The following is a 12599-nucleotide window of genomic DNA, read 5'->3' on the forward strand; positions in this document are numbered from 1 at the left end:
AAAGTTTGGCTGAAGAAATTCGCTTTCATCTATGAAAGGCGTGAAAATATGCATGCGCATAAGTTTTCACCGCTCGCCTTCATGGGTGGTCGCGCGACAAGATCCCCTGAGAATGTGCGACGAAATTAGTTTGCTTACAAACTAATATGGGCGTGATTTGCCTGCGGTTTGATAGCGATCGAATGCCCGGGTTCCGCCGGGATCGTGACTGTATGTGTCAACCAAAGCCAGAGGGGCTAACAATGAACAACATTACCAGGCGCAACACACTTCAATTGATATCCGCAGGTCTTATCGCCGGCGCCGGCTATTCGATGCTTCCGCGAAAAGCAGCTGCTGCGGGCAGCATCACAGTGCTGAACTGGCAGGGTTACGGCACGGACGAAGCCTGGTCGATCAAAGCTTTCCAGGAAAGCACCGGCATCGAAGTCGTTCACGACTACTACAGCTCCGAAGCTGAAATGCTTACCAAGCTGCGTACCAATCCGGGTGCCTATGACCTCGTCGTGCTCAATGCCGCGCGTTGCGCCCAGGCAATGGCGGAAGACCTTATCGCGCCGATCGATTATTCCAAGGTGCCGAACATCTCGTCCGTGGCCGAAAATCTGCGCTCGAACGAGAATTTCAACAAGGATGGCGTGGGTTATGCGGTGCCGTGGGTCTGGGGCCTGACGGCGCTTGCCATGCGCGAAGGTCTTCCGAAGGCAGACAGCTATGCCGTTCTTGGCGATGCCGCCTATAAGGGCCGCGTTGCCCTGCAGGACGACGCGGTCGGCGTCATCGCGGCTGCAGCACTTCTCACCGGCCAGGACATGAACAACCCGAAGGATCTCGACCTCGTCAAGGAGACGCTTAAGGGCTTCAAGCCGAACGTCAAGCTGCTCTGGTCGACCGAAGACCAGTGGAACAAGTCTTTCGCCGCCAAGGAATTCGACGTGGCGATGTACTGGTCGGGCGGTTCCGTCCGCTCGAAGCGCGTCAGCAAGCTTCCGGTCGACTTCGTCGTCCCGAAGGAAGGCGGCATCGGCTGGGTCGATGGCCTCGGCGTTCCGGCAAGCGCGCCGAACATGGAAGGCGCGCTTGCCTTCGCCAACTGGATGATCGACCCTAAATTCTACGTCGAATGGGCAACCAAGGCCGGTGCTCCGGCTTCATCCAACGTCGCCGCGATGGAGTCACTGCCTGCCGACGACCTTAGTCGCCAGATCCACAAGCCGGAATATATTGCCACCATGAGCATTATGTCGGCGCTGCCAGACGACCGGCGCGAGGCCTTCAACAACCTTTGGCAGGAGGTCAAGGCGTTCTATGCGGAGTGACGCTCTTCTCAACGAAGCGGTGCGCGGACCTTCAGGTCCGCGCAAACACCGCATGCTCCCCTCCTGGGTCGCAACCACGGCACTGCTGCTGCCGACCTATGCGTGGCTGACGCTGGCGGTCCTATTGCCGTTGCTCACCATGTTTGTGTTCAGCTTCATGTCGGCGACGCCCATGGGCAAGGCGCCGATCACGTTCACACTCAAGCACTACCGGGCCTTCGTCGATCAGCCCTATCTGTTGAACATCGGCTGGACATCTCTGGTGATCGGCTTCTGGACGACGTTGCTCTGCGCGATCTTCGGCTTCCTCGCGGCGGTTGCACTTGCCCGCGCGACGGTCGGTCGTATGCGCGAAACGCTGTTGATCCTCATTCTTCTTCCCTTCTGGACGAACGGGCTTGTCCGCGTCTTTTCCTGGACGATGGTGCTGCGGGAAAACGGCTTTCTGGACAACGTGCTGCATATGGTTTTTGCCGATGCCGGCTCGATCTCGTTCCTCTATACGCGCTACGCCATCGTTCTTGGTCTCGTTCACGGCTATCTGCCCTATATGATCCTCACCTGCTACATCGCGCTCGTGACCATCGATGATGCGATCATCGAGGCGGCGGCCAGTCTTGGCGCGCGGTGGTGGACGATCCTGTTCCGCATCCTCATACCGATGGCGGCTCCTGGCCTCATCTCCGGCGCCGTGCTGACCTTCGTGCCGGTTATCGGCTCCTTTATGGAGCCGCGCATCCTCGGCGGCAAGGTCGGGGTGACGATGGGGACTGTGATTGAAGATCAGTTCACTCAGGCGTTTAACTGGCCGCTGGGTGCTGCTCTTTCCTTCACGCTGCTTGCCGTCGTCCTGGCGATCTTCGCGACATTTTCCGGCGTACTTCGCCGCGGCGCCGCTGCATAGGAACCGAAACAATGAAGCAAATCGGTCGCATCTATCTTCTGGTGGTTCTGTTCTTCCTATACACGCCCATCGTCGTGATGATGGCGATGGGGTTCAACGAATCCCAGCTCTACGAGTTGCCGTTCACCTTTTCCTTTCGCTGGTACGATGCGCTTCTCGGCAACAAGCAACTGCTGACAGCCGGCATGAACAGCATCATCATCGCCGTCATCACCTCGGTGCTTGCCACGAGCCTCGGCACGCTCGCCGCCACCGCGCTTGCCCGCCGGACATTCCGCGGCAAGAGCCTGCTGCAGCTGCTTCTGTTGCCGCCAATCGCCATTCCCTGGTTGATCACGGGTACCGCGATGCTCGTCTTCTTCTACTGGTCCGGGATCGGTCGCGGCATGCATGCCCTGCTCATAGGTCATGTCGCGCTTGCCATTCCCTATGTGGTGCTGGTGGTCGGGACCGGCTTCAAGACGATCCGCGCCGATCTGGAAGAGGCCGCAATGAGCCTTGGCTCCACCCCAATCCATGCGTTTTTCTCGGTGACGCTGCCGCTGCTCTATCCGAGCATCCTCGGTGCTGCACTGTTTGCCTTCGCAGTCTCCCTCGACCAGTTCGTGATTTCCTACTTCCTCGCAACGCCCGGCTACTCGACCCTGCCGGTCCAGATCTACTCCGCGATCCGCAAGGGCTTCACGCCCGAAATCAACGCGATATCGACGCTGCTCCTGCTCGGCTCGATGACCGTCATTCTCATTTTCGCGCGCTTCGCCAAACCCGGAGATACCAGTGACAAACGTTAAAGTTGACACGGTCGCCAAGACCTACGGCTCGACCAAGGTTCTGACGGATATTTCCACGGAATTTGTCGAGGGTTCCTTCACCAGTCTTCTGGGTCCTTCGGGGTCGGGAAAGACCACGCTGCTGCGCATCATCGCCGGCTTCATCAAGCCCGACGAGGGTATCGTCATGATCGGCAACAACGACGTGACCAATATTCCCGTCTGGGGCCGCAACATCGGCATGATGTTCCAGTCCTATGCCTTGTTTCCGCACATGACGATCGCGCAGAACGTTGCATTCGGGTTGGAGCGGCGTGGGATAAAAGGTGCTGCTGCACGCAAGGAAGTTGATCGCGCTCTGGAGATGGTGCGCCTTCCCGGTTTTGCCGACCGGATGCCGAAACAGCTTTCGGGCGGCCAGCAACAGCGCGTGGCGCTGGCGCGCGCCATGGTCATCAAGCCAAGCGTGCTTCTTCTTGACGAGCCGCTCTCCGCGCTCGACCGGCGTCTGCGCCAGGAAATGCAGGTCGAGCTTCTGCGAATCCAGCGCGAAAGCGGCCTGACGACGATCTTCGTAACGCACGACCAGGAGGAAGCGCTGACGCTCTCCGATACGGTCGCCATTCTTGACAAAGGCAGGATCGTCCAGACAGGCAAACCGGCAACCGTCTATGAAAGACCGACGACGCGATTTGCTGCGGAGTTTCTGGGAGATTCGAATTTCCTCGAAGGCAAGGTTGAAGGCGGCGCGGTGCGCCTGGCCAGCGGCACGGTGGTGCGGACTGCAAGCACGCTTCCTGCCAACGGTACGGATGTCACCCTGGCGGTGCGGCCCGAAAAAATGACGATTTCCGCCGGTGGAAGCGACGCGAACCGGCTCGAAGCCCGCATCACTACCGTCATCTATGCCGGCCCTGTCCTGTCCTATCTCCTCGAAACGCCGGATGGGATGGCCGTCAAGCTGTTCGCACAGAACAAGGACGGCGTCGTGCTGAAGCAGGGTGACACGATCTCGCTTGACTGGTCGCCTGAGCACACAATCGCCGTTGCGAGCTGAAACGATGGCGCTTGAGCAACTTTCCCCCAACACGGTGCATCTTGTCATCGACATGCAGCGTCTGTTCGCCGAAGCGACGGACTGGCACACGCCGGTCATCGCGGACATTCTGCCCAACGTGCTTCGCCTCTGTGAAGCGCGCGAAGGTCGGACGATCTTTGTCAGGTTCATGGTCCCGGATACCATCGACAAGGCGCAGGGACGATGGAAGACCTACTATCGCCGGTGGGCGACCATCGCGAGCGAGGCTCCGGCTTCTGGCTTGCTGGATCTCGTCGCGCCCCTGGCAGCACTCGCGGACGACAGATCGACCGTTGAAAAATATACCTATTCGGTCTTTGGCGCCCCTGGTTTTACGGAGCGTCTTCGCGCGGAGGGCATTGATGCGCTTGTTTTCAGCGGCGTTGAAACTGATGTCTGCATCTATGCCAGCGTGCTGGCAGCGATCGATCAAGGATTTCGCGTCGTCATCGCTACTGATGCCGTCGGTAGCAGTGACGTGGCCGCACATGAGGCCACAATGAACATTCTGGCCCCCCGGCTTTCCGAGCAGTTGGAAATGTCCACGACGCAGGCGATTTTGGATGCTTGGGACGCTAATGCTATCCCGGTTTACGCAACCACCCAACTTGTCTAACCCGACCGCACGGCGTTTTCACGTGAGCGCTATATGCGGTAGATTCAACCGATTAAGTTCCAGACAGAATGTGAGAGATATGATGAGCGGCGCTGTTGGAGAGCCATCGACGTTGAATGAGACAGAACTCGAAGAGTATCTGCCCACACAGGACGAGGGCACGCAATACACCCTCGGAGAGCAGGTGGGCTTCTATTTGCGTCAGGCCAACCAGCGTCACGTTGCGATCTTTGCCGAGTTGATGGCTGAAAAGCTGACGACGACTCAATGGGCAGCCCTTGCCAAGCTTCGGGAACTGCAGCCCTGTTCGCAAGGGAATCTCGGCCGCGAGACGGCCATGGACATGGCAACCATCAAAGGCGTAGTGGACCGCCTGGTGAAACGCGGTCTGATCAATACCAAGCCCGACACCGAGGATGCTCGCCGCCTCGTTTTGACGCTGACGAAGGCCGGGGAGGAAACGATAGACAGGAATCGTTCCGCAGCCCTGGACGTATCGACGCAGACCCTCAAGCCACTCACCCCCGGCGAACGCATGATGCTGATGGAACTTCTTCAGAAGATCTGCTGAAGGAAGGTCATTTTTGGCCGCCGCACCGCAACACCAAGCGAAAGGAAGTCCCGCTATGTCCACTCGTTCCATCCCAAGTGCTGAATTCGCCATCGTCTGCGGCAGCGCCAATTGGGGTCTGCGTTTTCCTGATGACCTCGATGAGCCTGGGGTGACGGTAGTTGCGCGGGATCTTGAATTCGACACCCCCTGGGGTTCGAGCGGCGACTGGAAGGTCTTGGAGATCGACGGCTCGAAGACTGTCGACGGACGGAGCCGCAGCGTGCTAACCGTTTTCTCGCATGGCTGGCCCCTCGATCGCATCGACCATGAGGCGAACAGGCGCGTTTTTTGGCTGCTGCAGGAGGCCGGTGTGCGCAAGGTCATTGCGTGTTCTACAGCGGGCTCGCTCAATCGCGCGATCCTGGAACGTGATTTCGTTATTGCCAGCGACATGCTTGAATTGACCCAGACCCAGTATTCGCTGCTGCCGAACCGCTTCCGCTACGACTGCTCGGGCAAGCAACTCGTCTGCCCGCATTGCGCCGCGGTCATGGAGCGCACAGCGAAGGCGTTTTGGCCGGCCGATTCCCGCGTCTTCGGTCCACGTGCGCAACTCGTCGCGGCCCATGCCTGGGGGCCGCGCCTGACGTCGCCAGCAGAGGTCACGGCCTATCGCACGCTCGGTGCCGATTTCATCAACCACAGCCTTGCGCCTGAGGCGACACTGGCGCGTGAGATTGGCGCCTGCTTCGTCAATTGCGCCTTCATCACCGCTGCATTTCAAAATTATTTTGCGCCACCAGAGGTGAACGTGTTGGGCGAAGGCGTCCTCAGCGACATGAAGTTCACGGCCTCGCGCATTGCACTCCATGCCATTGCCGCCTTTGAACGCGACAGCGGTTGCCTCTGCGCGAATTTGCGTTCTCTGCAGCCAGACAGCCACGCAGAACGGCGCTGACAATGCCGTCCACAGAGGAGCGATGTCGTCAGACTCCTTTGTGGCATCTGCTCCATCCGCATTATCGTGGCGAACGGCATCGCCGATATTGCCCCCAGCGCTTCGTTTTCGCGAAACCTGAGACGTGCCCTCTGAAAGGCGGACAAGAAAGCGAAGTTTTTCAATTCCAGTCCGTGTTTTGAAAATCCATTCCTCGGCATCTCTTATTATCTATTTAATTTGTAGATAATATAGAAATTTATCGAGGAGACGGAGATGACTGAACGGACAATCCTTGGTCTATCCGGCAATGTTAAAAAACCATCGCGGACTGCATCGCTTGTAGAGGCGATCGTGTTGGCCTCCGCCGAGCGGACAGGGGCTTCGCAGCATATAATCGAGCTGGTCGACGCGGCCCCTGTCTTGTTTAAGGCCTTGCGGGCTGACCAACTCGATGCGCAGGGGCGTGCGATTATCGACGCCGTCGAGGCGGCCGACGTTCTCGTCGTCGGCTCGCCGGTCTACCGCGCGTCCTATACCGGCGCGCTCAAGCATCTTTTCGATCTGGTCGACTACCGGGCGCTGACCGGCAAGCGCGTCATTCTGGCTGCTACCGGCGGAACCCCGCTGCACGGCCTTATGACCGAGCATCAACTGCGGCCGCTGTTCGGCTTCTTCAACGCCCTGACGCTGCCGACAGCGATCTACGCCACCGAAGCCGACTTTACGGGTTACGAAATCAGCAACCCCGCCGTTCATGAGCGCATTGAACGCGCCGTTTCAGACCTCGCGCAGGTTCTGCCTGCCACCGATCAAACCGCTGCCACGCGCGCTCCCGGCCACCGCCCGGCGCTTGTCGCAGCTTCCGCCTGACCATTTGAAGAGGGAGAGTGCAATGTCCTACGTCAGCAGAGAGCCGGTCAAATTCGCCTACTGGGTGCCCAATGTTTCGGGTGGCCTGGTCATCTCGAACATCGAGCAGCGCACGAGCTGGACGATTGAGTACAACAGGAAGCTGGCGCAAATCGCCGAGGCCAGCGGCTTCGACTATGCGCTGAGCCAGATCCGCTTCACCGCCGGCTATGGCGCCGAGTTCCAACACGAATCGGTCTCCTTCAGCCATGCGCTGCTGGAATCGACCACGACGCTGAAGGTCATTGCCGCCATTCTGCCGGGTCCGTGGAATCCGGCGCTGGCCGCCAAGCAGATCGCCACGATCAACCACCTGACCAATGGTCGCGTTGCGGTCAACGTCGTCAGCGGCTGGTTCCGCGGCGAGTTCCAGGCAATCGGCGAGCACTGGCTCGATCACGACGAGCGCTATCGCCGCTCGGAGGAGTTCATCCGCGCCCTGCGTGGCATCTGGACCGAAGACAACTTTACCTTCCGCGGCGATTTCTATCGCTTCAACAACTATTCGCTGAAGCCGAAGCCGATCGATCCGCAGCCGGAAATCTTCCAGGGCGGTTCTTCGCGGGCAGCCCGCGACATGGCGTCGCGCGTTTCAGACTGGTACTTCACCAACGGCAACACGCCGGAGGAAATCGGCAAACAGGTGGCGGACATCCAGGGCAAGGCGAAGGCCAATGGGCATTCCGTCCGCGTCGGCGTCAATGCGTTTGCCATCGTGCGTGAGACCGAAGAGGAAGCGCGCGCCGTTCTGGCCGAAATCATTGAAAAGGCCAATCCGGAAGCAGTCAACGCCTTCGGCCACGAGGTCAAGAATGCCGGAAAGTCGTCGCCGGAAGGTGAGGGGAACTGGGCGAAATCCTCCTTCGAGGATCTGGTCCAGTACAATGACGGCTTCCGTTCCAACCTGATCGGCACGCCTGAGCAGGTAGCGCAGCGTGTGGTCGATCTGAAGCGCGCCGGTGCCGACCTCATTCTTCTCGGTTTCCTGCATTTCCAGGAAGAGGTCGAGTATTTCGGCAAGCATGTCATCCCTCTGGTGCGGGCCATCGAAGAGGCGGACGCCGCAACCGCAATCGCCGCGGAATAAGTCAGTACAGCATAGGCAGCCGGTGTTTCGGCCGTCACCGGGAACGACAGAGCCGCAGATCGTGCCGCGATCTGCGGAAGGGATATTGCGCGCCAGAGCATACGGTTGGTGCGGTGGAGAAGAGGGGCATGCACACGATGACATTGGCTTTCGGAGCGCTCGGATCAGCGCCCTTCCCGCCGGAGATACAGGAGCATCTGGCTGGCCTCGACACACCCCCGCGTCGTGACGAAGATCGGCAGAAAAAACTCGGCGACACGGTTCTGGATCTTGTGGGCGTGACCTTGTCCTTCGGCGGTGTCGTGGCCCTGACGGATATCGACCTGTCGGTAGCGCGCGGAGAGATCCTTGCGATCATCGGGCCGAATGGCGCGGGAAAGAGCTCGATCATCAATGTGATCAGTGGCGTGTACCGGCCGGATCGCGGTCTTGTGCGCCTGTCCGGAAGACACTATGCGCAGGTCCCGACGCAGCATCTCGCCCGTCTCGGCATTGCCCGCACGTTCCAGAACCTAGCCTTGTTCAAGGGGCTGAGCGTTCTGGACAATGTCGTGGTCGGCCGGGCTCACAAGACACGGTCGAGCTTCTTTGAGCAGATCGTCGGTTTCGGAAGATCAAGGGCCGAACAAGCGGACGCACGAAGCCGCGCCTTAGACGTTCTCGACTTCCTGCATCTCTCACATGTCAGCGACCGCCTGGCCGGAACCCTGCCTTACGGACTGCGGAAGCGCGTGGAGCTTGCGCGCGCGCTTGTGGCTGAGCCCGAAATCTTGCTGCTTGACGAGCCGATGGCGGGCATGACCGCAACCGAAAAGAACGAGATGGCCGGCTTCGTGCGCGCCGCCCGCGATCAATATGGCACCACCGTTGTCCTGATCGAACACGATATCGGCGTCGTCATGGGCCTGTCCGACCGGGTGGCTGTGCTCGATTACGGCCGCAAGATTGCGGACGGAACGCCTGACGAGGTCCAGCGGGATCAGCGGGTCATCGATGCCTATCTGGGTGTTGCGCCCGAAAACGAAGACGGGGAGGGCATCTGATGGCCAATTTCGACTGGTTGTTCTTCACCGAGGTTCTCGTCGGAGGCCTTCTTTCCGGCGTCATGTACTCGCTTGTCGCGATCGGTTTCGTGCTGATCTACAAAACCTCGGGTGTCCTGAATTTCGCCCAAGGGGCGATGCTGCTGTTCGCGGCGCTGACCTTCGTCAGTCTCACCGAGCGCGGCATTTCCTTCCCGCTGGCATTCGCCATTACCTTCGCGATCATGGTCGGCATCGGCATTGCCATCGAGCGTACGGTCTTGCGGCCGTTGACCAACAAGCCGCCGATCACGCTGTTCATGGCCACGCTCGGCCTCTCCTACGTCATCGAGGGCGCGGCGCAGCTTATCTGGGGCACGCAGGTGCACGGGCTCGACCTCGGCATCGAGGATGTGCCTTTCGATGTCGGCGGTGTCTATATCAGCCAGTTCGATATCTTTGCTGCGGTCATTGCCGCAGGAATGGTGGCGCTGCTCTCGGCCTTTTTCCGCTACACCCGCATCGGTCTCGGCTTCCGCGCTGTTGCGGACGACCAGTTCGCGGCTCTTGCAGTCGGCCTGAGATTGCCGTGGATCTGGGCGTCGGTCTGGGCCGCTGCCGGTTTGGTGGCGCTGGTCGCCGGTCTTTTGTGGGGCGCCCGTGTCGGCGTACAATTCTCGCTGTCGTTAATCGTTCTGAAAGCCCTGCCGGTGCTGGTCCTTGGTGGTTTTGACTCGATCCTGGGCGCGATTGTCGGCGGTCTTTTGATTGGCGCGTCAGAGAAACTCGCCGAGGTCTATATCGGCGAATATTTCGGCGGCGGCATCGAGGGCTGGTTTGCCTATGTCATCGCACTCGCCTTCCTGCTTGTGCGCCCCTCCGGCCTGTTCGGCCAGAAGCTTGTGGAAAGGGTCTGACCGATGTCCACGATCACCTACGACCTGCCGTCCTACCGTTTCCCCGCCCGTTGGGCCGCGCCGTTGGCCTTGCTCGTCATAGCCTATGTTGCGGTACCGCTTCTCGGCTCAAGCTACCTCTTTGAAGCCATTCTACTGCCATTCCTGGCGCTTAGTCTTGCCGGTCTCGGCCTCAACATTCTCACGGGATATGCAGGCCAAGTCTCGCTTGGAAGCGCTGCCTTCATGGCGGTCGGCGCCTTCGCCGCGTTCAATTTCAACCTGCGAGTCGATGGCCTTCCGCTGATATTCAGCCTCGTTCTCGCAGGCTTCGCCGCTGCCGCCATCGGCCTGGTGTTCGGCCTGCCAAGCCTGCGCCTGAAGGGTTTCTATCTCGCAGTATCGACGCTTGCCGCGCAGTTCTTCGTGCAGTGGGCGCTGACGAAATTCAGCTGGTTCTCCAACGATTCCGCATCCGGCGTGATCGATGCGCCGCAGCTCTCGATTGCCGGTTTCATCTTCGAGGGACCGGTCGGGCGATATTATTTCGCTCTGACAGTGGTGGCCGTGTTGACGTTGCTGGCGTACCGGCTGGTGAATTCGCAGACCGGCCGCAATTTCATAGCCGTGCGTGACAACGAGACGGCGGCACGCATCATCGGCGTGCCGGTGCTGAAGACCAAGCTCCTCGCCTTCGCGATCTCCTCCTTTATCATCGGCGTCGCCGGCGTGCTCTGGGCCTTTGCCTATCTCCGCACCGTAGAGCCTGCCGGCTTCAATCTCGACCGGTCGTTCCAGATCCTCTTCATCGTCATCATCGGCGGGCTCGCCTCGATCCGCGGCGCCTTTTTCGGTGCGGCGCTGATCGTCGTGTTCCCGCTCGTTCTGTCTCGGCTTGGTGCGTTCCTGCTCGGGGACGTCTTCAATTCGGGCGTGCTCGACATGACGCAGCGCATCGTTCTCGGTGCCCTGATAATCCTGTTCCTGATCCTCGAACCGGATGGCCTCGTGGCCCTCTGGGACCGGGTCCGAGAACGCATCGGCGCCGCCGTCGCGCGGTTCTGATCAAGTCCGGAGCCCTGCAAGCTCTGAAACGCAGTCCAAACTCTTCCAGATCAACAAAGGACCGGTGCCTTGCCCGGTCGATACCCGGAGTGTGTCCAAACATGACGATCCTCAGCAAATTTAAGATCGCGGCGCTGGCCGCCGGCCTCGCCTTCACGGTGGCGCTGCCAATGGCCCATGCCGACGAGCAGTACTTCCCGCTCCAGAGCTACCGCGTCGGCCCCTATGCGGCCGGCGGCACCGGCTTCTTTGGCGGCTTCATCGATTATCTCAACCTGATCAACACCCGCGATGGCGGCGTCAACGGCGTCAAGCTGACCTGGTCGGAGGCCGAAACCCAGTACGAGGTCGAGCGCGGCGTCGAGGCTTATGAGCGGCTGAAGAGCAACCCGAACGTCGCGGCTTGGAACCCGCTCTCCGTCGGTATTGCCTATGCGATGATCGACCGGATCACGGCCGACAAGGTGCCGCTCATTACCGTCAACCACGGCCGGACCGACTCTACAGACGGCCGCGTCTTTCCTTATGTCTTCCCGCTGTTGCTCAACCCCTACAGCGAGACCTCGGGCATCGTGAATTACATCGCCTCGAAAGAGGGCGGGCTTGAAAGCCTCAAGGGCAAGAAGATCGCCGTGCTCTACCACGGCTCGCCCTATGGCAAAGAAACCATCCCGATCTACGAACTGCTGGCGCAGAAATACGGCTTCGAACTGCAGCAGATCGAAGTTCCGCATCCCGGCAACGAGCAGCAGTCGCAATGGTTGGCGATCCGCCGTGCCAAGCCGGACTACGTCGTCTTGCGCGGCTGGGGTGTCATGAACCCCGTCGCACTGAAGACGGCAGCCAAGACCGGCTTTCCGGTCGATCACATCATCGGCAATGTCTGGTCGAACTCGGAAGAAGACGCCATTCCGGCTGGCGATGCGGCCAAGGGGTATACGGCGATCACCACGCAGGCGTCCGGCGCCGAATATCCGGTGGTTCAGGAGATCGTCAAGACGATCTACGACGCGGGCAAGGGCAACCTTGAAGACAAGAAGCGTATCGGCTCGGTCTACCACAATCTCGGCATCGTCAACGGCATCCTGAATGTCGAGGCGATCCGGATCGCGCAAGAGAAGTTCGGCAAGCGGACGCTGACGGGTGACGAAGTCCGTTGGGGCTTCGAGCATCTGCAACTCGATCCGGCCCGTGTCGAGGCACTCGGGGCCAAGGGTCTTTTCCACTCGATCAACGTCACTTGGGACAATCACGAGGGCAATGGCTATGTGACCTTCCAGCAGTGGGACGGCGCCAAGTGGAATGTCGTTTCCGACTGGATTGCGCCCGACTGGGCGCTGTTGCGTCCGATCATCGAGAAATCCTCAGAAGCCTATGCCTCGGAAAAGGGCATCAAGCTGCGCACGGCGGAAGACGCCGAGACCGCCACAAACTGATCCT

General features: G+C 59.9%; 13 protein-coding genes. All 13 read left to right on the top strand.

All coding sequences use genetic code 11. The features are described from left to right. Window positions 1-242: 242 nt before the first annotated feature. The 13 genes from WI754_RS23240 to WI754_RS23300 all read left to right on the top strand — a co-directional run bounded on the left by WI754_RS23240 (window position 243) and on the right by WI754_RS23300 (window position 12595). Window positions 243-1319, top strand: a complete 1077-nt coding sequence (locus tag WI754_RS23240; RefSeq protein WP_341487652.1) for an extracellular solute-binding protein — start codon at window positions 243-245, stop codon at window positions 1317-1319. Continuing rightward, complete coding sequence (locus tag WI754_RS23245) at window positions 1309-2223, top strand: ABC transporter permease (protein ID WP_341487653.1); 915 nt, start codon at window positions 1309-1311, stop codon at window positions 2221-2223. The genes WI754_RS23240 and WI754_RS23245 overlap by 11 nt, the downstream gene beginning before the upstream one ends. 11 nt (window positions 2224-2234) lie before the next feature. Continuing rightward, entirely contained in the window at window positions 2235-3014 is a 780-nt protein-coding gene (locus WI754_RS23250; RefSeq protein ID WP_341487654.1) for an ABC transporter permease, read from the top strand. Continuing rightward, window positions 3001-4050 carry an ABC transporter ATP-binding protein gene (locus WI754_RS23255; protein WP_341487655.1) on the top strand — a complete coding sequence of 350 codons (1050 nt, stop codon included), beginning with the start codon at window positions 3001-3003 and terminating at the stop codon, window positions 4048-4050. Before WI754_RS23250 ends, WI754_RS23255 begins: the two co-directional genes overlap by 14 nt. Before the next feature lie 4 nt (window positions 4051-4054). After that, window positions 4055-4687 carry an isochorismatase family cysteine hydrolase gene (locus tag WI754_RS23260; RefSeq protein WP_341487656.1) on the top strand — a complete coding sequence of 211 codons (633 nt, stop codon included), beginning with the start codon at window positions 4055-4057 and terminating at the stop codon, window positions 4685-4687. Window positions 4688-4769: 82 nt separating this feature from the next. Continuing rightward, window positions 4770-5258: a MarR family transcriptional regulator gene (locus WI754_RS23265; RefSeq protein ID WP_341487657.1), complete on the top strand. Its 489-nt coding sequence runs from the start codon at window positions 4770-4772 to the stop codon at window positions 5256-5258. 13 nt (window positions 5259-5271) lie between these two features. After that, window positions 5272-6198 carry a 5'-methylthioadenosine phosphorylase gene (locus WI754_RS23270; protein WP_349438047.1) on the top strand — a complete coding sequence of 309 codons (927 nt, stop codon included), beginning with the start codon at window positions 5272-5274 and terminating at the stop codon, window positions 6196-6198. Between the two features lie 255 nt (window positions 6199-6453). Continuing rightward, window positions 6454-7050: an FMN reductase gene (gene msuE / locus WI754_RS23275; RefSeq protein WP_341487659.1), complete on the top strand. Its 597-nt coding sequence runs from the start codon at window positions 6454-6456 to the stop codon at window positions 7048-7050. Window positions 7051-7072: 22 nt separating this feature from the next. Next, window positions 7073-8176, top strand: a complete 1104-nt coding sequence (gene sfnG / locus WI754_RS23280; protein WP_341487660.1) for a dimethylsulfone monooxygenase SfnG — start codon at window positions 7073-7075, stop codon at window positions 8174-8176. 128 nt (window positions 8177-8304) lie between these two features. Then, window positions 8305-9219 (top strand): ABC transporter ATP-binding protein, encoded by a 915-nt coding sequence (locus WI754_RS23285; RefSeq protein ID WP_341487661.1) that lies wholly within the window; start codon window positions 8305-8307, stop codon window positions 9217-9219. Then, a complete protein-coding gene (locus WI754_RS23290; protein WP_341487662.1) occupies window positions 9219-10115 on the top strand; it encodes a branched-chain amino acid ABC transporter permease in 897 nt (298 codons plus the stop codon). Before WI754_RS23285 ends, WI754_RS23290 begins: the two co-directional genes overlap by 1 nt. Before the next feature lie 3 nt (window positions 10116-10118). Further along, a complete protein-coding gene (locus WI754_RS23295) occupies window positions 10119-11159 on the top strand; it encodes a branched-chain amino acid ABC transporter permease (protein WP_341487663.1) in 1041 nt (346 codons plus the stop codon). Between the two features lie 101 nt (window positions 11160-11260). Continuing rightward, on the top strand, window positions 11261-12595 hold the full coding sequence (locus WI754_RS23300) for an ABC transporter substrate-binding protein (protein ID WP_341487664.1): 1335 nt from the start codon (window positions 11261-11263) through the stop codon (window positions 12593-12595). The last annotated feature ends 4 nt before the right edge of the window (window positions 12596-12599 follow it).

The sequence above is a fragment of the Pararhizobium sp. A13 genome (assembly GCF_040126305.1).
In the GTDB taxonomy this organism is placed as follows: domain Bacteria; phylum Pseudomonadota; class Alphaproteobacteria; order Rhizobiales; family Rhizobiaceae; genus Pararhizobium.

What these genes read in the sequence shown, in the direction of transcription:
- WI754_RS23240 (WP_341487652.1), top strand. Translation starts at nt 243, where the DNA reads ATGAACAACATTACCAGGCGCAACACACTTCAATTGATATCCGCAGGT.
- WI754_RS23245 (WP_341487653.1), top strand. Translation starts at nt 1,309, where the DNA reads ATGCGGAGTGACGCTCTTCTCAACGAAGCGGTGCGCGGACCTTCAGGT.
- WI754_RS23250 (WP_341487654.1), top strand. Translation starts at nt 2,235, where the DNA reads ATGAAGCAAATCGGTCGCATCTATCTTCTGGTGGTTCTGTTCTTCCTA.
- WI754_RS23260 (WP_341487656.1), top strand. Translation starts at nt 4,055, where the DNA reads ATGGCGCTTGAGCAACTTTCCCCCAACACGGTGCATCTTGTCATCGAC.
- WI754_RS23265 (WP_341487657.1), top strand. Translation starts at nt 4,770, where the DNA reads ATGAGCGGCGCTGTTGGAGAGCCATCGACGTTGAATGAGACAGAACTC.
- msuE (WP_341487659.1), top strand. Translation starts at nt 6,454, where the DNA reads ATGACTGAACGGACAATCCTTGGTCTATCCGGCAATGTTAAAAAACCA.
- sfnG (WP_341487660.1), top strand. Translation starts at nt 7,073, where the DNA reads ATGTCCTACGTCAGCAGAGAGCCGGTCAAATTCGCCTACTGGGTGCCC.
- WI754_RS23285 (WP_341487661.1), top strand. Translation starts at nt 8,305, where the DNA reads ATGCACACGATGACATTGGCTTTCGGAGCGCTCGGATCAGCGCCCTTC.
- WI754_RS23290 (WP_341487662.1), top strand. Translation starts at nt 9,219, where the DNA reads ATGGCCAATTTCGACTGGTTGTTCTTCACCGAGGTTCTCGTCGGAGGC.
- WI754_RS23295 (WP_341487663.1), top strand. Translation starts at nt 10,119, where the DNA reads ATGTCCACGATCACCTACGACCTGCCGTCCTACCGTTTCCCCGCCCGT.
- WI754_RS23300 (WP_341487664.1), top strand. Translation starts at nt 11,261, where the DNA reads ATGACGATCCTCAGCAAATTTAAGATCGCGGCGCTGGCCGCCGGCCTC.